Origin of the sequence: Microbispora sp. H10670, assembly GCF_014161385.1 — a bacterium.
Taxonomy (GTDB): Bacteria; Actinomycetota; Actinomycetes; order Streptosporangiales; family Streptosporangiaceae; genus Microbispora; species Microbispora triticiradicis.
Genome location: NZ_JABBWW010000035.1, coordinates 19,998 through 38,998, shown reverse-complemented (window position 1 = coordinate 38,998; position 19,001 = coordinate 19,998). Strand labels below are relative to the sequence as shown.

At 68.5% G+C, this 19,001-nt stretch carries 17 protein-coding genes; 5 read left to right on the top strand and 12 right to left on the bottom strand.

Translation table 11 applies throughout. The annotated features are described in order from the left end of the window. Positions 1 to 52: 52 nt before the first annotated feature. Positions 53 to 451, top strand: coding sequence for a hypothetical protein (locus HHX33_RS31350; protein WP_310741607.1), 399 nt, complete (start codon positions 53 to 55; stop codon positions 449 to 451). A gap of 123 nt (positions 452 to 574) precedes the next feature. Here HHX33_RS31350 and HHX33_RS31345 read toward each other — a convergent pair whose 3' ends face one another. The 3 genes from HHX33_RS31345 to sodN all read right to left on the bottom strand — a co-directional run bounded on the left by HHX33_RS31345 (position 575) and on the right by sodN (position 2,477). After that, complete coding sequence (locus tag HHX33_RS31345) at positions 575 to 1,357, bottom strand: RNA polymerase sigma factor SigF (RefSeq protein ID WP_220499890.1); 783 nt, start codon at positions 1,355 to 1,357, stop codon at positions 575 to 577. 17 nt (positions 1,358 to 1,374) lie between these two features. After that, on the bottom strand, positions 1,375 to 1,800 hold the full coding sequence (locus HHX33_RS31340; protein WP_111700803.1) for an anti-sigma factor: 426 nt from the start codon (positions 1,798 to 1,800) through the stop codon (positions 1,375 to 1,377). Positions 1,801 to 2,075: 275 nt separating this feature from the next. Continuing rightward, on the bottom strand, positions 2,076 to 2,477 hold the full coding sequence (sodN, locus tag HHX33_RS31335; RefSeq protein WP_111700802.1) for a superoxide dismutase, Ni: 402 nt from the start codon (positions 2,475 to 2,477) through the stop codon (positions 2,076 to 2,078). Positions 2,478 to 2,561: 84 nt separating this feature from the next. Here sodN and HHX33_RS31330 point away from each other — a divergent pair, with 84 nt between their 5' ends. Next, complete coding sequence (locus tag HHX33_RS31330) at positions 2,562 to 2,876, top strand: S24 family peptidase (RefSeq protein WP_244302491.1); 315 nt, start codon at positions 2,562 to 2,564, stop codon at positions 2,874 to 2,876. Positions 2,877 to 2,897: 21 nt separating this feature from the next. On the opposite strand, the gene HHX33_RS31325 is transcribed toward HHX33_RS31330, so the two are convergent. Next, the gene (locus HHX33_RS31325) at positions 2,898 to 3,425 is read right to left on the bottom strand and encodes a CGNR zinc finger domain-containing protein (protein WP_244302492.1); all 528 of its coding nucleotides are present in this window, start codon (positions 3,423 to 3,425) and stop codon (positions 2,898 to 2,900) included. A 292-nt stretch (positions 3,426 to 3,717) separates the two neighbouring features. Here HHX33_RS31325 and HHX33_RS31320 point away from each other — a divergent pair, with 292 nt between their 5' ends. Together HHX33_RS31320 and HHX33_RS31315 are read left to right on the top strand one after the other, a co-directional pair. After that, positions 3,718 to 4,881: an NAD(P)-dependent malic enzyme gene (locus tag HHX33_RS31320; RefSeq protein ID WP_244302494.1), complete on the top strand. Its 1,164-nt coding sequence runs from the start codon at positions 3,718 to 3,720 to the stop codon at positions 4,879 to 4,881. Between the two features lie 159 nt (positions 4,882 to 5,040). Beyond that, a complete protein-coding gene (locus tag HHX33_RS31315; protein WP_182877746.1) occupies positions 5,041 to 6,198 on the top strand; it encodes a hypothetical protein in 1,158 nt (385 codons plus the stop codon). Between the two features lie 76 nt (positions 6,199 to 6,274). Here HHX33_RS31315 and HHX33_RS31310 read toward each other — a convergent pair whose 3' ends face one another. From HHX33_RS31310 to HHX33_RS31275, 8 genes are all read right to left on the bottom strand, one after another. Further along, on the bottom strand, positions 6,275 to 7,381 hold the full coding sequence (locus HHX33_RS31310) for a trypsin-like serine peptidase (protein ID WP_182877745.1): 1,107 nt from the start codon (positions 7,379 to 7,381) through the stop codon (positions 6,275 to 6,277). 183 nt (positions 7,382 to 7,564) lie between these two features. After that, positions 7,565 to 8,677, bottom strand: coding sequence for a trypsin-like serine peptidase (locus HHX33_RS31305; RefSeq protein WP_182877744.1), 1,113 nt, complete (start codon positions 8,675 to 8,677; stop codon positions 7,565 to 7,567). 166 nt (positions 8,678 to 8,843) lie between these two features. Further along, a complete protein-coding gene (locus HHX33_RS31300; protein WP_182877743.1) occupies positions 8,844 to 10,064 on the bottom strand; it encodes a trypsin-like serine peptidase in 1,221 nt (406 codons plus the stop codon). 508 nt (positions 10,065 to 10,572) lie between these two features. After that, the gene (locus HHX33_RS31295; protein WP_182877742.1) at positions 10,573 to 11,655 is read right to left on the bottom strand and encodes a trypsin-like serine peptidase; all 1,083 of its coding nucleotides are present in this window, start codon (positions 11,653 to 11,655) and stop codon (positions 10,573 to 10,575) included. Between the two features lie 489 nt (positions 11,656 to 12,144). Continuing rightward, a complete protein-coding gene (locus tag HHX33_RS31290) occupies positions 12,145 to 13,404 on the bottom strand; it encodes a trypsin-like serine peptidase (protein WP_111700794.1) in 1,260 nt (419 codons plus the stop codon). 518 nt (positions 13,405 to 13,922) lie between these two features. Then, on the bottom strand, positions 13,923 to 15,143 hold the full coding sequence (locus HHX33_RS31285) for a trypsin-like serine peptidase (RefSeq protein ID WP_182877741.1): 1,221 nt from the start codon (positions 15,141 to 15,143) through the stop codon (positions 13,923 to 13,925). A gap of 472 nt (positions 15,144 to 15,615) precedes the next feature. Next, positions 15,616 to 16,800 carry a trypsin-like serine peptidase gene (locus tag HHX33_RS31280; RefSeq protein WP_182877740.1) on the bottom strand — a complete coding sequence of 395 codons (1,185 nt, stop codon included), beginning with the start codon at positions 16,798 to 16,800 and terminating at the stop codon, positions 15,616 to 15,618. Between the two features lie 285 nt (positions 16,801 to 17,085). Continuing rightward, positions 17,086 to 18,243: a trypsin-like serine peptidase gene (locus tag HHX33_RS31275; protein WP_182877739.1), complete on the bottom strand. Its 1,158-nt coding sequence runs from the start codon at positions 18,241 to 18,243 to the stop codon at positions 17,086 to 17,088. Positions 18,244 to 18,452: 209 nt separating this feature from the next. On the opposite strand from HHX33_RS31275, the gene HHX33_RS31270 reads away from it, so the two are divergent. Then, entirely contained in the window at positions 18,453 to 18,926 is a 474-nt protein-coding gene (locus HHX33_RS31270; RefSeq protein ID WP_182877738.1) for an SSI family serine proteinase inhibitor, read from the top strand. Positions 18,927 to 19,001 lie beyond the last annotated feature (75 nt).

Below are 19,001 nucleotides of genomic sequence, written 5' to 3'. Positions count from 1 at the left end.
GGTGACGCCTCTCCGGGGAGGGCGACCATCCCTGCGGGTAGGGTTGGGCGTTGTGATCAGCAGTTCCGCCGGCCGTCCCGCCACGCTCGCCGTGGCCGCTGCCGTCCTGGCCGCCGAGGGCCTGCTCGCCGTCGTCATGGGCGGCTACGTCGGCGTCGAGACCTTGATCGGCAAGCCCACCGACCTGGTGACCGGCCTCGCGGTGGCCGGGTTCGGCGTGCTCGGCGGGGCCGCCCTGATCTGGGTCGCCTGGGGCCTGTGGCACGTGCTGCGCTGGAGCAGGGGACCGGCGGTCGTCACCCAGATCTTCGCGCTGCCCGTCGCGATCACGCTGATCCAGTCGGCGCAGTACGGCTTCGGCGTGCCGCTCGTCGTCGCCGCCGTCGTGGCCCTGGTCGCGCTGCTCGCCCCGGCGTCGACCCACGCGCTGATGGGCGAGGGCGGCTCCTGATCCCGGTGGGTCTGATCCGGATGGGCCCGATCCCAGTGGGCCGATCTGGGTGACCGAGCGCCGCCGGGGGGAGTGCGGCGTCCCAGTCGTTCCTGTGATCGGTTCCCCTGATCGTCCGGGGCGTCAGTCCTCGGCGGTCAGGCCCTCGCGGAGCTGGGCCAGGGTCCGGGCGAGCAGCCGGGACACGTGCATCTGCGAGATGCCCAGCTCGGTGGCGATCTGGGACTGCGTCATGTTGCCGAAGAAGCGCAGCAGGAGGATTCTCTTCTCCCGCGGCGGCAGGCGCTCCAGCAGTGGCTTGAGCGACTCGCGGTACTCCACGCCCTCCAGCGACTCGTCCACGATGCCGAGCGAGTCGGAGACCGCGGGAGCGTCGTCGTCGCCCGAGTCGGGCGCGTCGAGCGACACGGTGGAGTAGGCGTTGGCCGACTCCAGGCCCTCCAGGACCTCTTCCTCGGTCATCCCCAGGTGGACGGCGAGCTCGGCGACCGTGGGCGCCCGGCTCTCACGCTGGGACAGCTCGCTTATCGCCTTGGTGAGCGAGAGCTTGAGCTCCTGCAGCCGGCGCGGCACGCGGACCGCCCAGCCCTTGTCGCGGAAGTGCCGCTTGATCTCCCCGACGATGGTCGGGGTGGCGTACGTGGAGAACTCCACGCCGCGCCCGAGGTCGAAGCGGTCGATCGACTTGATGAGACCGATCGTGGCGACCTGCGTCAGGTCGTCGAGCCACTCGCCCCTGTTCCGGAAACGGCGGGCGAGGTACTCCACGAGCGGCAGGTGAAGCTCGACCAGCTCGTCGCGGATACGCTGGCGCCTCGGGTCGTCCGGCGGCAGCTCCGAGAGCTCGGCGAAGAGCGTGCGCGCGCGTACGCGGTCCGGCACCGCCGCCGAGTCGCCGGAGGCCATCGCACTCGTCCTTTCCGTCACGACGGCCTCGCCGCGCTCCGGCGCTTACGCAGCATGATCGCCAGATGGTCGGCGTGGTCGGAGATGGCGTCCACGTCGTCGGCCAGTGCGGTCAGCACCATCCAGGCGAAGTCCTCCCGGTTGGGCGAGCTCACGCCGAGGGTGTTCACCTCGACGCGCACCGTCATCTCAGGGCCGGTGAGCTCGAACTCCGCGAGGAGGTCCGTTCCGGGTACGGCGTGGCGCAGCAGCATGGCGCACGCCTCGTCCACCGCGATGCGCAGGTCCTCGATCTGGTCGAGGGTGAAGTCGAGCCGTGCGGCGAGCCCGGCGGTGGCTGTGCGCAGCACGGACAGATAGGCGCTCACGGCGGGCAGCCGGACACTCACAGCATCGCGAATCCCGGTCAGATCCACCGCAGGCGTCTCGGTTTCCTCGGTCACGTTCCTCCTCGCCCCTTCGAGCCGGCTCACTGCCCGCTGACTGCAACTTACCGCCACTTGGACGGTGCTGCCCCGGCCAGACGCGCCGATTATGGCGTTCCTTGGAGGTAACTCCTCGTAAATTCCGTAGTACCGAATACGAAGCTTCTATGGAGTTTTGGTCGCGCCTGGCGTACATGCCCTTGTCGCGTGCTCTGGGCCGCTTTCCTGGGCCGCCGCTTTCCGGGCGACCCGGCCCCGCGCGGCATGGCCGTGCGGGGCCTCGGTCCGCCCGATCAGGCGGCCTTGGTCTCCCAGAAGATCTTGGAAATCTCCTCGATCTTCGCCAGGAGGTCGTCCGCCAGCCCGGGGTCGACGGTGCCCTTGGCACCGGCCGCGCCCGCGAGCTTCGTCGCGTCCCAGAAGAGCTGGTGGAGCTGGGGGTACTGCTCAAGGTGCGGGGGCTTGAAGTAGTCGGTCCACAGCACCCAGAGGTGATGCTTGACCAGCTCGGCCCGCTGTTCCTTGATGAGCAGCGCGCGGGTCCGGAAGACCGGGTCGTCGTTGTCGGCGTACTTCTTAATGATCGCCTTCACCGACTCGGCCTCGATACGGGCCTGCGCCGGGTCGTAGACCCCGCACGGCAGGTCGCAGTGAGCGGACGCCTCGTGCCGGGGTCGCAGCAGTCGTGCGAGCATCGGAATCCTTCCTTAGGAATGCTGATGACAGCACCGTTCCAGAACCGACCTTACTCGTCTCGAAAACGCCACGCGGAGGGGGATGTGCTCACCGCCGTATGTGTCTCCGGCGACTCGATGCGGCCCGCGCTGCGACCCGGGGACTGGCTGCTGGTACGGCTCGGCGCCGCCGTGCGGCCGGGTGACGTGGTGGTCGCCAGGCGGCCGCACGGGCTGATCGTCAAGCGGGCCTTCCGGCTGACCGGCGACGGCTGGTGGCTGGAGAGCGACAACCAGTCGGCCCCCGGGCGCCGCGACAGCTGGGACTTCGGCGCGGTGCCCGAGGACGACGTCCTGGGCAGGGTCGTGCTGCGCTACTGGCCCCGGCCCGCGCTGCGCTTCCCCGCGCCGCCCGGCTGACGGGTGTGCCGGCCCACCGGATCAGGCGCCGCGCTTGCGGGCCCGGTACGCGGCCACGTTGGCCCGGCTGGCGCACCGCTCCGAGCAGTAGCGGCGCGACCGGTTGGAGGAGGTGTCGATGTAGACGTTGCGGCACGGCGACGCCTGGCAGAGGCCGAGCCGGTCGACGCCGAGACGGGTGACCACGCTGGCGAGGCCCATGACCGACCCGACCGCAAGGGCGTCGGCGACCCGGCCGCCCTCGGTCAGGTGCAGGTGCCAGGGCTGGCCGTCGTGGCCGGAGATCTGCGGATGCACGGGATGCCGGACCAGCAGGCCGTTGAGGCGGTCGACCACGTCGACGTCGTCTCCTCCCGACGCGGCCTCGAACACCCCCGCGAGCTCCTCACGCAGCTCCCAGAGCGCGTCGATGTCCCGTCGGGTGAGGCGGGAGGCCGCCTCCGTACGGCCCGTCTCCTCCAGCAGCGACCGCAGGGAGAAGGGGTTTTTGAGCTCGTCGCCCATGTTGACCAGCTGAACGGCCAGCTCGGCGTAAGACGTCAAGTCCACTGGGGCGCCCATGTACGTAAGAGATCACTGGCAAAGCCGAGTATTACACGCCTCGTGGCCTGGGGGAACACCCATAGGGGCAACGATCTGGGGTCGCCGGGACGGGGGCGGGCGGTGGTTCGTGTGGCACAATCAGGAGACGGGTGACCCCCGTACCCCCTCAAGAGACGACCGTCAACGACGACGGCCTCCGGCGGCTACCGAAGCCTGGGCTCTCGTTCTCTTGTCGGCGTCTACCGAAGGAACTCGTCCTTTCGACACTGGGGTCGCTGTGACCGTTACGCCTGATTCCTTGACTTCTCTCGATCTGGATCCCGCTTTCGCGCTGCACCGCGGCGGCAAGCTGGAGGTCCGCTCCACCGTCCCGGTCCGCGACGCCGGGGACCTGTCGCTCGCGTACACCCCGGGTGTCGCCCGCGTCTGCACCGCCATCGCCGACAACCCCGACCTGGTCAACGACTACACCTGGGTCTCCAACGTCGTGGCCGTGGTCTCCGACGGCACCGCGGTGCTGGGGCTCGGCGACATCGGGCCGGCCGCCGCGATGCCCGTGATGGAGGGCAAGGCCCTGCTGTTCAAGCAGTTCGCCGGGGTCGACGCGGTGCCCGTCTGCATCGACTGCACGGACGTGGACGCGATCGTCGAGACCGTGGTCCGGCTCGCGCCCTCGTTCGGCGGCGTCAACCTGGAGGACATCAGCGCCCCCCGCTGCTTCGAGGTGGAGGACCGCCTGCGGGCGCTTCTCGACATCCCCGTCTTCCACGACGACCAGCACGGCACCGCGATCGTGGTCCTCGCCGCGCTGCGCAACGCGGCCCGCCTCACCGGGCGGTCGCTCGGCGACCTGCGCGCCGTCGTGGCCGGCGCGGGCGCCTCCGGCGTCGCCGTCTCGCGCATCCTGCTGAACGCCGGGATCGGCGACATCGCGGTCGCCGACTCCAAGGGCATCATCCACACCGGCCGCGACGACCTGAACCAGGTCAAGTGGGCACTGGCCAGGGACACCAACAAGGCGGGCCTGACCGGCTCGACCGAGGGGGCCCTCGCCGGCGCCGACGTGTTCGTCGGGCTCTCCGGCTCCACGATCTCCGAGCGGGCCGTCGCCGGCATGGCGCGGGACGCGATCGTGTTCGCGCTGTCCAACCCCACCCCCGAGGTCGAGCCCTCGGTGGCGGCGCGGTACGCCCGCGTGGTCGCCACCGGCCGGTCCGACCACCCCAACCAGATCAACAACGTGCTGGCCTTCCCGGGGGTCTTCCGGGGTGCTCTCGACGTCCGCGCCAGGACCATCACCGAGAACATGAAGGTGGCGGCGGCCGAGGCCCTCGCGGCCGTGGTCGGGGACGACCTGTCGGAGAACTACGTGATCCCCTCGCCGTTCGACGCCCGGGTCGCCCCCGCGGTGATCGCCGCCGTCGCGCGGCAGGCCCGCGAGGACGGCGTCGCGCGTAAGTGACGCCACGCCCCGCCTGGGGCCGAAGGGCCGGACGCCGTGGCGTCCGGCCCTTTTTTCTCCACCGGGCACTTGGGAATCCCTTTACCTCGTCACGGTAGGTGCTATAAAGAGAGCTCTCCGTAACCTCATCGGCTGATGCCTGTCCCGGTTGGAAGAGCGATGCGACGTGACCTCGACCGCATCAAGGGCCTGACCCGACGGCTCGGCGGCCTCGGCGTGGGACAGCGGTTCCCCCATTCGTGGGAGGAGGGTGTGGCAAGCGTGACAGCACTGTGGAGGGCCGACGTCGAGCGGCGCAGGTTCCTGCTCGACTCCACCTTCGCCCTGGGAGCGGGCTCGGCGGGACTCGCTCACTGGCTGGCGGCACCGGACGCGACGCGGCTCGCCGCGGCCGGGCCGCGCCGGGTCGGGGCCTCGGACGTGGCCGCGATCCGGGAGGTCACCCGATCCTTCGGGGAACTGGACAACCGGTTCGGCGGCGGCAGCGTGCGCGGGCCGGTCGTGCGCTACCTGCACACCGCCGTGACGCCGCTGCTGCGCGAGGGCGCGTACGGCGAGGTCACCGGGCGGTCACTCGCGACCGCGGCGGCCGAGCTCACCCGGCTCGCCGGGTGGATGGCCTACGACCTCGAACAGCACGGGCTCGCCCAGCGCTACCTCATCCAGGCGCTCGGCCTGGCGCGGGGCGCGGGCGACCATGCGCTGAGCGGCGAGATCCTGGCCGGGATGAGCCACCAGGCCGTCTACATCGGGCACGCCCGGCACGGGCTGGAACTGGCCCGGGCGGGGGTCGAGGCGGCCCGGCGCTCGGGGGTCCTCACCCTGCTCGCCGAGACGCGTGTGCTGGAGGCGCACGCCCTCGCGCTGCTGGGGGACCGGGCGGGGTGCGGGAACGCGCTGCACGAGGCCGAGATCGCCTTCGACCGGCGCTCTCCGCAGAGCGAGCCCCGCTGGATCGGCTACTTCGACGAGGCCTACCTGGCCGCGAAGTCGGCCCACTGCCTGCGCGACCTCGGCGACGGCGGAGGAGCCGTACGGCAGGCCAGGCGGTCGCTGGTGATGGACGGGCGGTATGTGCGGGGGAGGATGTTCAACCTCGCGCTGCTCGCCTCGGCCCTGATCCAGGAGGGCGAACTGGAGGAGGCGTGCCAGGTCGCGTCCTCGGCGCTCGACGTGGCCGAGGGCATCCAGTCGGCCCGCACCCGGACCTACGTCGCGGACCTGCGCCGGCGTCTGGCGCCGTACGCCGCGGATCCGCGGGTGGCCGCGCTGCTGGAGCGCGGCCGGCGTGCGGGCAGGGCGGCGGTCGGCGTGTGACGCCGCCGCGCCCTGACCGGACGGGTGCCCACGGTGGGGCCGGCCGCGACGGACCGGACCCCACCGGAGGCGGGCGTCACTCGGACTTGGCCTCGGTGATGCCGAGCGTGCCGTCCTTGCGGACCAGCGAGCCGGACCACAGCGAGTAGGCCGCCTTGTAGACGCCGTAGGTCTCGCCGTCGAAGTACGGAGAGCTGATCATGTCGCTACGGCCGTTGTCGTCGGTGTCCCCGCCGAGGCTGGTCACACCGTTGATGTAGCCGAGACGGCGGGCGCTGCTGTACTTGAGGATCCAGGGGCCGCCGGACGAGCCGCCGGTCATCGAGCACTTGAGGCCCACCTGCTCCTCGGCCTTGACCGAGGCCTCCTTGACCGGGAAGTACGGCTTGCCGTAGCACCACTTGAGCTTCTCGCCGGTCCAGACGTAGTTGCCGTCTCCGTGCGGCGCCGCGGGGTAGCCGAACACGAAGACCGGCGCGCCGACCTTCTGGTTGTAGGCGAGGCCCTGGCCGCCGACGTTGTTGCCCAGCGGGCCGAGGTCCTTGTACACGTTCTTCTGGTAGTCCCAGCCGATGCCGCTGTAGACGGTGACGAACGAGTAGTCCCGGTCGGCGTCCTCGTACACGTCGAAGTCGTAGTGCGTGAACGCCTGCTTGCCGACGTACACGCCCCACGGGGCCTTGCCGTCGTAGTAACCCGGGATGAACACCCAGTTGTCGACGACCTGGTGGTTGCTCTCGATGTCGTAGACGCAGTGCCCGGCCGTGGCGACCAGGTTGTGGTACGCGGACTGCACCGAGGACGCGGAGCAGGAGTAGAGGCCACTGCCGATGGAGAAGAAGACCCGGCCGACGGTCTTCGGCAGGTTGACGTTCTTGGACTTCGCGGTGGTCTTCTTCTCGTCGCCGATCGCCGGCACGATGCCCGGCTTGCCGTCGGCGGCGGGGGCCCCCTTGGAGATGTGCTTGGGGACCGTGTTGTGCTCCATGCCGTACGGGTCGGCCGCCTTGAGCTTCGAGCCGCCGCCGTCGAGCCAGAACTTGACGGTCGGGCCGGCCTGGGCGGGGCCGGCCAGCTTGGCGCTGGACAGGACCCGGCCGGCCTGGGCCGGAGCGGTCAGGGCCGTTGCCGCGAGTCCCGCGGCGGCGATCGCGCCGATCGGGAGAAGCACGTGCTTCTTCATAGGGGGGTCGCTCCTCGCGCTGTACGTGGGACGTCACTTACGCCCCATGCGTCAGTAAAGGGATGTCAAGGAACTTACAGCACAGGAGCTTGTTGTCATAAGTCGTAGATAAGAAGACGTGTCCGGAATTAAGCCCGTTTTGTGTGCGGTATGTTTCGCGGCGGGTCACCGGTCGAAACGCCGTCAGGCGGGAGAAGTGACGCGCTCGTGCCGGGCGGCGTCGTACACGTGGAACAACTCCCCGTCGAAATAGGGCGAAAGGGCGATGGACTGGCCGGACGTGCCGATGGTCAGGCCGTTGAGGTAGCCGAGCCCGCGCGCGCCCCGGTAGGCGGCCAGCCACGGCGATCCGCCGGCGGACACGAAGGGCGCGCGTACGGCCACCAGTTCGTCCGCCTTTTGGGTCAGGTCCCAGACGCGAAACGGTCTTCCGTACGATCGGCTCAAGCCGGTGGGGGCGGCACCGGCGGCACGCCCGACGGGATAGCCGAAGACGGCGAGGGATCCGCCGACCGGGAGGTTGTAGGCCAGGCCCTGCTCGCCCACCTTGTCCCCGAGGCGGCCCGCGCGGGTCAGCAGCACGCCGGTGTAACCCGTACGCGTGCGGTACTTCGGACCGGTGAACGCGGCGTACCGCGCGGCGCCGGAAAGCGCGACCCGCCGGGGCAGCACGCCGTCGTGGACGCCGACGAAGGCGTAGTCGCGGTCGAGGTCGCCGTAGCGGGTGAAGTCCTGGTGGGCGAAGGCCTGCTTTCCGGGATAGATACCGAGGGGCGCCGAGCCCCGGGCGAAACCGGGCACGAAGACCCAGTAGCGGTAGGTCCGGGCCGCCCCCGGGCCCCGCCGTACGGGCTCGTACACGCAGTGGCCGGCGGTCGCGACGAGGTTGCGGTGGTCGGCCTGGACCGAGGTGCCCGCGCACCAGTGCGGGCGGTGGTCGGCGCCGACGAAGAAGACCCTGCCCGCGGTTCTCGGCAGGTTGACGTTCCGTGTGGTGCCGGGCACCCGCCTGGCCCCGGCGACGGCGGGCACCACGCCCCGGTCGCCGCCGGGCTCCGCGTCGCCGCGCGGTGCGCGGGTGGCGGCGATCGTCGCCGGCAGGAGATAGGGCGTCGCGACGGTGAGCGCACGCGCGCCCTGCCCGAGCCAGTAGGCGAGTGCGGAGGAGACCTCCGCCTGGGGAACCAGCGGGCTCGTCACCGTGATGTCGTAGGCCCGCGCGGGCGCGGGAACGACCGCGGCGAGCAACGCGGACGTCGCCACCGCCCCTGACAGCGGGGCGAGGATGCGCTTCACCCGATCTCCTTGCCGTGGAACGTCTCCCGCGCGGCACTCGTCGACGCGATGCGAAGGAACATACAGCGCATAGGCCTCGCGTCGGAAACAACCGCGAAAAAAGGAACAGGGCCCAGCCGGAGCCGGGCCCTGTGTGTCAAGCGGATCGGTCAGAGCGCGTACGCACTCAGGCGATCGAGCCGGACCAGTTGTTCTTGGCCGCGCTGTAGACGCCGTAGGTCTCGCCGTCGAAGTACGGGGAGACGGAGGTGTCGTAACGGTCGTTGCCGTCGGTGTCGGAGACGCCGATGGTCACGCCGTTCAGGTAGCCGAGACGACGGCCGTTGTTGTACTTGAGCAGCCACGCCGAGCCGAGCGAGCCCTCACCGGTGAAGGAGGACTTGACGCCCTGCAGCTCCTCCGCCTTGATCGCCGGAGCGGTCGCGGGGAAGGTCTTGCCGTAGCTCCACTTGAGGGTCTTGCCGGAGAAGGCGTAGTTGCCGTCCGGGTGCGACCCGCTCGGGTAGCCGAACACGAAGACCGGCTGGCCGATCTTCTGGTTGTAGGCCAGACCCTGCCCGCCGACGTTGTCGCCCAGGCGACCCGCGTCGACGAACTTCCAGACGTAGTACTTGCCGCCCTCGGTCCCCGCGAGCAGGAACGGGTAGTTCTTGACGTAGGCGTCCCAGGTCGCCTTCGGAACCTCGGTGCGGTTCACGGGCGCCGAGCGGTCCGCCGTGCCACCGTTGACCTTGAGGCCGTTGTAGACGGTGACGAACGCGTAGTCGCGGTCGCCGTCCTCGTAGACGTCGTAGTCGTAGTGGGTGTAGGCCGTCTTGCCGACGTAGATGCCCCACGGGGTCTTGCCCTGGTAGTAACCCGGGACGAACACCCAGTAGTTCATGGTCGCCTTGTTGGACACCGTGTCGTAGACGCAGTGACCGGCCGTGGCGACCAGGTTGTGGTACGACGACTGCACCGAGGTCGCGGTGCACCAGTGGGGGTTGACCGCGACGAACTTGGGCTTCTGCCAGGTGCCGACGTTCTTGAACCCGTCCGCGAAGAACACCTTGCCGGTGGTCTTGGGGAGGTTCACGTTCTTCGACTTGGCGGCGGTCTTCTTCTCGTCGCCGATCGCCGGGACGATGCCGGGCTTGCTGTCGGCCGCCGGGCCACCCTTGGAGAGGTGCTTGGCGACGACCTTGGTCTCGACGTTGTACGGCGTGGCGGCGATCAGGTTGGCCGCGTCCTCCGCCAGCCAGAAGGCGGCGATGTTCTTGGCCTGGATGCCGGTCGACGCCAGCGGGTCGCTGGCGACGTCGCCGGCCGCCTGGGCGGGGGTGACGAGCCCGGCGGCGAGCAGGCCGGCGGTGGCCACGAGGCCACCGAAAGCAAGAGTGCGCTTCATGGGGAAACTCCTTGGTCTGGCGTGAGACGCCTCATGCGCCCCATCCGTCAGTGAAGGGATGGCTGGACCATACAGGGACGATCTTGAGATGCGGTAGCGGTTGCCGTGCCGTCTCAGGCCGCCGGAGCGGCGAGATCAATCCGTAATCTTCACGCCAAGGAGTGCTTTTTTACGATCTAGGCAGACATTTGCCCAGATAGTCGGTCAAGTGCGAGCGTGGGGAGCAAGAGGCGCCTGGGGCGTTTGTTTCGGTCCACAAAAACGGCGGTGTGATGCGAATCACATGAAACGAATGCCACCGGATCGGCCCGCGGCGCGTCTAAGGGCGCCCTTGAACGCCCCGAGCCCCGGCGTAGTACGGCCGGGGCTCCGGGTGGGATGGAACCTGTTCGCTCGTCGCCGAGGGGTTCTCCGCCGGCCGGACGAGGGTGGTACGGGTGCGGGCCGGTGGGTTCACCACCGGCCCGCGGTCGTGCGGTCGTCCGCGCGAGTGGGACTCGCGTGAGGACTACTGCGCGGTGATCTTGCCGGACCAGTTGTTCTTGGCCGCGTTGTAGACGCCGTAGGTCTCGCCGTCGAAGTACGGGGAGACGGAGGTGTCGTACCGGTCGTTGCCGTCGGTGTCGGAGACGCCGATGGTCACGCCGTTCAGGTAGCCGAGACGACGGGCGCTCTTGTACTGCAGCAGCCACGCCGAGCCGAGCGAGCCCTCACCGGTGAAGGAGGACTTCACGCCCTGGAGCTCCTCGGCCTTGATGGCCGGAGCGGTCGCGGCGAAGGTCTTGCCGTACGACCACTTGAGGGTCTTGCCGGAGAAGGCGTGGTTGCCGTCCGGGTGCGACCCGCTCGGGTAACCGAAGACGTAGACCGAGCTGCCGATCTTCTGGTTGTAGGCCAGGCCCTGCCCGCCCACGTTGTCGCCGAGACGGCCGACGTCCTTGATGACGAGCCGGCGCTTCTCCCACGACGGGAGCACGCCGTTGTACACGGTGACGAACGCGTAGTCGCGGTCGCCGTCCTCGTACACGTCGTAGTCGTAGTGGGTGTAGGCCGTCTTGCCGACGTAGATGCCCCACGGGGTCTTGCCCTGGTAGTAACCCGGGACGAACACCCAGTAGTCCATCGTGGCCTTGTTGGACACGGTGTCGTACACGCAGTGACCCGCGGTCGCGACCAGGTTGTGGTAGGTCGACTGCACGGAGGTGGCCGAGCACCAGTGCGGCCTGCCGTCGGCGCCGCGGAAGAACACCTTGCCCGTGGTCTTGGGCAGGTTCACGTTCTTCGAGGTGCTGCTCGACTTCTTCTCGTCACCGATGGCCGGCACGACGCCGGGCTTGCTGTCGGCCGCGGGCCCGCCCTTGGAGAGGTGCTTGGCGGCGACCTTGGTCTCGACGGAGTACGGCGTGGCGTTCTCGAAGTTCGACGCCCGCTCGCCCCGCCAGTACTTGATGACCTGGAGGGCGGCCGAGTTCGTGGAGGCCAGGTTGTCGTTGGCCCAGGTCCGGCCGGCCGCCTGGGCGGGGGCGGCGAGACCGGCGGCGAGGAGGCCGGCGGTGGCGACGAGGCCACCGAAAGCCAGAGTGCGCTTCATTGAGGGTGTGCTCCTTGCTCTGTCGTGAGACGCCTCATGCGTCCCATGCGTCAGTAAAGGGATCGCCAAGGAACATACCGGGCAGATCTTCACGACAGAAAGCGTTCGCGGCGCCTCGGAGAGGAGCCGTCGGCGCGTTACCGTTCCGTTACCGGATTCGGCTTCGGTTTGGGGTAGCCGAAACGGAGCCGAGTGCGCAGGTGGAGCGGAAGGCTGAGTCCTTGCTGTGAGGGGGCGCGGGAAGGGTGCAGCTCTCGTCTGTGTGAGCCAAATCACAGTGACCGGAGGGAGCGGAATCGGCGGCCGAACCGTCTAAGCACGCCCCGATCCCCGTCTCCGGGCACCCGGATCGCCGCCTCCGGGCACCCGGATCGCCGCCTCCGGCGCCCGGAGACGCCGAAAGGGCCCGGCTCGGAAGCCGGGCCCTTCGGGTGGACCGTGTCAGGGTTTGGACCCCTGACGGGTGACCGCTTGCGCTCTCGAGGAGAGTTAGGCGATCGAGCCGGACCAGTTGTTCTTGGCCGCGCTGTAGACGCCGTAGGTCTCGCCGTCGAAGTACGGGGAGACGGAGGTGTCGTACCGGTCGTTGCCGTCGGTGTCGGAGACGCCGATGGTCACACCGTTCAGGTAGCCGAGACGACGGCCGTTGTTGTACTTCAGCAGCCACGCCGAACCCAGCGAGCCCTCACCGGTGAAGGAGGACTTCACGCCCTGCAGCTCCTCGGCCTTGACCGACGGAGCGGTCGCGGCGAAGGTCTTGCCGTAGGTCCACTTGAGGGTCTTGCCGGTGAAGGCCTGGTTGCCGTCGGGGTGCTTGCCGCTGGGGTAGCCGAACACGAAGACCGGCTGGCCGATCTTCTGGTTGTAGGCCAGGCCCTGCCCGCCGACGTTGTCGCCGAGGCGACCGGCGTCAGCGAACTTCCAGACGTAGAACTTGCCGTTGGCGGCGTAGTGGGGCAGAGCGTCCTCGTCGTGGTACGCCTTGAAGGTGTTGAAGTCCACCTCCTGGAAGCCGGCGTACGACTTCAGCTCGTCCCACTTGCGGTCCTTGATCAGCTGCCAGATGCCGGCGAAGCCGTCGTGGGGGAACTTGATGCCGTTGTACACGGTGACGAACGCGTAGTCGCGGTCGCCGTCCTCGTACACGTCGTAGTCGTAGTGCGTGTAGGCCGTCTTGCCCACGTACACGCCCCACGGGGTCTTGCCCTGGTAGTAACCCGGGATGAAGACCCAGTAGTTCAGCGTCGCCTTGTTGGACACCGTGTCGTAGACGCAGTGGCCAGCGGTGGCGACCAGGTTGCGGTACGCCGACTGGATCGAGGTCGCCGTGCACCAGTGCGGGTTGACGGCCTGCGGGTACCAGTGGTTGCCCCGACCGTGGACCCACTTGAACCCGTCCGCGAAGAACACCTTGCCGGTGGTCTTGGGGAGGTTCACGTTCTTCGACTTGGCGGCGGTCTTCTTCTCGTCGCCGATCGCCGGAACGACGCCGGGCTTGCTGTCGGCCGCCGGGCCACCCTTGGAGATGTGCTTGGCGACGACCTTGGTCTCGACGTTGTACGGCGTGGCGTTGATCAGGTTGGCCGCGTTCTCCGCCAGCCAGAAGGCGGCGATGTTCTTGGCCTGGATGCCGGTGGCGGCCAGCGGGGCGCTGGCGACGTCACTGCCGGCCTGGGCCGGGGCGGCGAGCCCCGCGGCCAGGAGCCCGGCGGTGGCGACGAGGCCACCGAAGGCGAGAGTGCGCTTCACAGGAACTCCTTGCTCTGTCGTGGAACGCCTCATGCGTCCCATGCGTCAGTAAAGGGATAGGCAGAACCATACAGCGCAGATCTTGCGGACGTATGGCAGCTTTTGACGTCTAATCCGACTCCGCCCGCTTGTGACCAATTCGTGATGTCGTCACCATGGGGGATGGATCGTTCCGGGCGGGCCATTGCCGCAGCTAGAGAATCTTCCTTTCCGGGTCTTCACCGGCGGTCGTGGAAATCCTTGTGCCGTGGCGTCAGGAATGGCTGTGACGCGAATCACACCGCTGTGACGGCACTGGTCGGGCGGCTGATCCGTCTAACGCGCCCGGGCCTCACCTAGGGTGGCCGAATGATGGCGCGACACCGCGAACGGAGAAAGGCACGTTTCCGGCCACGTCGCGCGAGGCTCTCTCTTGGTTTACCTCTCCCGGGCAGAGAATGCGGCCGTCGTGGCGTATTGGAGAAAACGAAAGAGCCCGGCCGGAGGCCGGGCTCTTCGTCAAGCCTGAACCGCTGGGATCAGTGGTTCAGCGGGTTCTCCCACGGCACCGCGATGGAGCCGGACCAGTTGTTCTTGGCCGCGCTGTAGACGCCGTAGGTCTCGCCGTCGAAGTACGGGGAGACGGAGGTGTCGTACCGGTCGTTGCCGTCGGTGTCGGAGACGCCGATGGTCACGCCGTTCAGGTAGCCGAGACGACGGCCGTTGTTGTACTTCAGCAGCCAGGACGAGCCGAGCGCGCCCTCACCGGTGAAGGACGACTTGACGGCCTGCAGCTCCTCGGCCTTGACCGACGGAGCGGTCGCGGCGAAGGTCTTGCCGTAGGTCCACTTGAGGGTCTTGCCGGTGAAGGCCTGGTTGCCGTCGGGGTGCTTGCCGCTGGGGTAGCCGAACACGAAGACCGGCTGGCCGATCTTCTGGTTGTAGGCCAGACCCTGACCACCCACGTTGTCGCCCAGGCGACCCGCGTCCTCGAACGCCCACACGTAGTAGGTGTTGCCGACGTGGCAGACCCACTTCGAGCCACGGAACCACACCGGGAACTTGCTGTAGGTCTCGTAGGAAACCTTCTTCCACGAGCCCGGGTTCGCCGGCGTGAACGGGATGACCCCGTCGTGGTTGAACTTGAGGCCGTTGTACACGGTGACGAACGCGTAGTCGCGGTCGCCGTCCTCGTACACGTCGTAGTCGTAGTGCGTGTAGGCCGTCTTGCCGACGTAGATGCCCCACGGGGTCTTGCTCTGGTAGTAACCCGGAACGAACACCCAGTTCTTCAGGGTGGCCGCGTTGGACTCGGTGTCGTAGACACAGTGTCCGGCGGTCGCGACCATGTTGTGGTAGGCGGACTGCACGGAGGTGGCGGAGCACCAGTGCGGCCTGCCGTCGGCGCCGTCGAAGAAGACCTTGCCCGTGGTCTTGGGCAGGTTCACGTTCTTCGACTTCGCGGCCGACTTCTTCTCGTCGCCGATCGCCGGAACCACACCGGGCTTGCTGTCCGCAGCCGGACCGCCCTTGCTGATGTGCTTGGCGACGACCTTGGTCTCGACGTTGTAGGGCGTCGCGTTGACCAGGTTCGCGTACTCGTTGTTCCACCAGTAGGCGGCCGTGGCCCAAGCCGCGATGCCGTTGGTGGCGAGTGCGTCGCTGGCGACGTCGTTGGCGGCCTGAGCCGGGGCGGCGAGGCCCGCGGCCAGGAGGCCGGCGGTGGCGACGAGGCCACCGAAAGCCAGAGTGCGCTTCATGGGAACTCCTTGGTCTGTCGTGAGACGCCTCTTGCGTCCCATCCGTCAGAAGAGGGATGGCCAGACCTTACAGCCCCGATTTGGACCGAAACAGGCGAACAGGACGGGCCTCTGGCCCCGCCGCGCGCCGTGATCTTCGCGTGACCTGACTGACGGAGTGAAAACCTTGCTGTCGACCCGTCCCGCCGATCGTTTCCGCAGCCTGGGAGTTCCCTGGGAGTTTTCTGACCGAATCCTGTGGAAGGACGTGACGTCGGCGACCGCTTCGCGATGTGATGCAAATCACAGCACATGAGTGGAACGGGGGGTAGCGACGCCGCCTGACCTGGGTCTTCGCATCGGGCGGCGTCGCGCCTCCCCGCCCCTGGGTTTACGTCCCGGTCGCAGAATTTCCGTCGGTACGCCGGAAGGCCCGGCTGAGGACAGCCGGGCCTTCCGTGGGGGGTGTCGCCGCGTGCGGCGATCAGGCGGATCAGGCGATGGAGCCGGACCAGACGTTGGCGGCGGCCTTGTAGACGCCGTAGGTCTCGCCGTCGAAGTACGGGGAGACGCTGGTGTCGATCCGGTCGTTGCCGTCGGTGTCGGAGACACCGCTGGTGACGCCGTTCAGGTAGCCCAGGCGACGGCTGCTCGAGTAGTTGAGCAGCCACGCGGAGCCCGAGGAGCCCTCACCGGTGAAGGAGGACTTCACGCCCTGGAGCTCCTCGGCCTTCACGGCCGGGGCCTTGGCGGCGAAGGTCTTGCCGTACGACCACTTGAGGGTCTGGCCGGAGAAGGCGTGGTTGCCGTCCGGGTGCGACCCGCTCGGGTAGCCGAACACGTAGACGTACTTGCCGATCTTCTGGTTGTAGGCGAAGCCCTGGCCGCCGACGTTGTCGCCGAGGCGACCGGCGTCGGTGAACTTCACCACGTAGTACTTGCCGCCCTTGGCCCTGCGGATGAAGCGGTCGTACTTGTTGTACTCCTTCTTGTCGACCTGCTTCCAGTTCCACTCGGCGACGTTGCGCAGGTCGCCGCCGCGACCGGCCTTGATGCCGTTGTAGACGGTCACGAACGCGTAGTCGCGGTCGCCGTCCTCGTACACGTCGAAGTCGTAGTGGGTGTAGGCCGTCTTGCCGACGTAGATGCCCCACGGAGCCTTGCCCTGGTAGTAACCGGGCACGAAGACCCAGTACTTCATGGTGGCCTTGTTCGACTCGGTGTCGTACACGCAGTGGCCGGCGGTGGCGACCACGTTGTGGTACTTCGACTGCAGCGAGGTGGCGGTGCACCAGTGCGGCCTGTGGTCGGCGCCGACGAAGAAGACCTTGCCGGTGGTACGCGGCAGGTTCACGTTCTTGGAAGCGCCGCTGGCCTTGGTGCCGCCGCCGGTGGGGGCGACGGTGCCCGGCTTGCTGTCCGCGGACGGCCCGCCCTTGGAGATGTGCTTGGCGGGGACCTGGGTCTCGTACCCGTACGGGGTGGCGTTGACCAGGTTGGCGGCCTTCTCGGTCAGCCAGTAGGCGACGATGTTCTTCGCGGCGACTCCGCTCGCGGCCAGGGTGTCCGAGGCCGTGTCGGGAGCGGCCTGAGCCGGCACTGCCAGGGTGGCCCCGACGAGGCCGGCGGCGGCGATGCCTCCGATGGGGAGGATCAGGCGCCTGACTCGGGTGTTCATGAAACTCCAGGTGCTGTCGTGTGGGACGCCTCATGCGTCCCACCCGTGTGTAAAGGGCTAGTAAAGACAGTACCTGCGCTCTTAACCCATGTTTTAGGTGCTTTCCGTGTGACATCGCCCGTTACTTGACGGTTATCTTCAACAGGCACTGTCAAGTGATCGATCACAACTCGGCATCGGCGCAGGTCTGATCGAGAGCGGTGCGTGTAAAGACCGGTACGCAGCGCGACTACCAGGCACGTCCTGGTGTGAGCTAAATCACATTCGCGATCCCGGGGGGCGGAGTCAGCCGGTGCCCTGCCGGCCCGCCTGTGTGTACACCCGCCGGGTGAGCGTGTTGAAGTACGGCGTGGAGACCGCGTCGAGACGCCCGCCACCGCTGAGGTTCCAGGTCAGGCTGGTGACCCCGGTCAGGTGGCCGGTCCGCTTGGCGGGGTTGTAGCCGACGACCCAGGGGCCGCCGCTCGCGCCTGCGGTGAAAGTGCAGCCGGGCAGGCGCACTCCGTGCTCCAGTTGCCAGGTCGGCGCGCTGACGATCTTCTTCTCCGTCGTGCCGGAGCAGGTCCGCACCGTCTGGCCGTCGTACGGGCGGGTGCCGTCGGGGTGGGCCCCCGCGGGGTAGCCGAAGGCGCTGACGCGCCGGGCGAGCGGCTTGGCGGAGGTGAACAGGAAGGCGCCGACCTTGTCCTCCAGGCGCCCGACGTCCACCGCCCGATACCGGAACCTGCCCTGCTGCGTGTACGGCTGCCAGGTGAAGCCCCGGTGCACGGTCACGAAGGCGTAGTCGCGGTCGAAGTCGCCCTGCCCGGCGAAGTCCTCGTGCATGTAGAGCGTGTGGCCGACGAAGATCCCCTTGGGGGCCACGCCGTCGTGGTAGGACGGGATGAAGATCCAGTTCTCCACCGGCTTGTCCTGGGCCAGCGCGTACGCGCAGTGTCCTGCGGTGGCGACGAGGTTGCGGTGGGCCGAGTGGACCGCGGAGGCGGAGCACCAGTACTGCTTGTCGCCCACCTTGAAGAAGACCTTGCCCACCATCGGCGGGGCGTCGCCGGGGGCCGACGCGGCCGCCCGCCGGGGCGGGGCCGCGCCCCGGCTCGCCTCCGTGGGGACCATCTCCAGCGCGGAGGTGGTGCTCTTCACCGACGGCGACGGCTTGGTGCTCGGCACGTAACTGCTCGCCTGCTTGAGCCGATCGGGGCTCCAGTACGCCGCCACCCGCTCCTTGTCGGCCTGCGTCGGTGCGAGGGCGAAGCTGCTGACGCCGTCCCTGCTGACCCCGCTGTCGCCGGCCACACTCCTGCCGAGGCCGCTCACGACGGAGACCGGGGCCGCGGCGAGTTGGGGCGAGGCCGTCGCGGGTGTCGCCGGTCCCTGGCTCCAGAGCACGGCGGCCAGGCCCGCGGCGGCGGCGACGCCACCGGCGAGTGCGAGCTTCCTGGTCACCGTGGACCCCTCAGATGGGAGATATGGATAGTAAGGGGTGATTTTTCCAGATCCACACGGTTCAGGCACACCTTCTTGCCCAGCTCGTTATGAAACCGGCGGAACCGATGCGGTCTGTGGTACGTCAGATTTCCTTGTGGCGCGGAGTGTGCGCTTGCTCGGAGACCCCCCCACGGGAACGCTGGCACCAGCGCAAACGGGGGGATCGAATGAGAACACTGCTTGTCCTGCTGGCCGGTGCGACCCTGGCCGCCGGCCCGTCCGGCCACGCGTCGGCGTCCGACCACAGAGGGGTGAACGGAGGGGTGAGGGGCCTGCCCGCGCCGCCGTCACTCGATATCGGGCGACAGGCGCCCCCGTCCCCGGCCGCCCGCGTACGCGTGGCGATCCTGACCGTGGCGAACGGCGCGCAGGCGGATCCGCCGGCCCGCTCGGCCTTCCTGAACTGCTCCCCGGTGGGGGGTTCGCATCCCCACCCGGCCGAGGCGTGTGCGCGGCTGAGAAGAGCGGTCCTCGATCCCGCGGTGCTGAAGCGGCCCGGCACGGGGCCCTGCACGATGCTCTACTCACCTGTGACGGTCACCGCCAGCGGTATCTGGGACGGGAAGTACTTCCAGCTCCGGCACACCTTCGGCAACGACTGCGAGATGCGGTCGGTCACCGGTGCGCTGGCCGAGTTCTGATGCGGACGTCCGACGCTTCCGGCATTCCACCGCATCCGGCGTAGGCGGGACGTAAGCCGCCTTCGGTGCGGCACG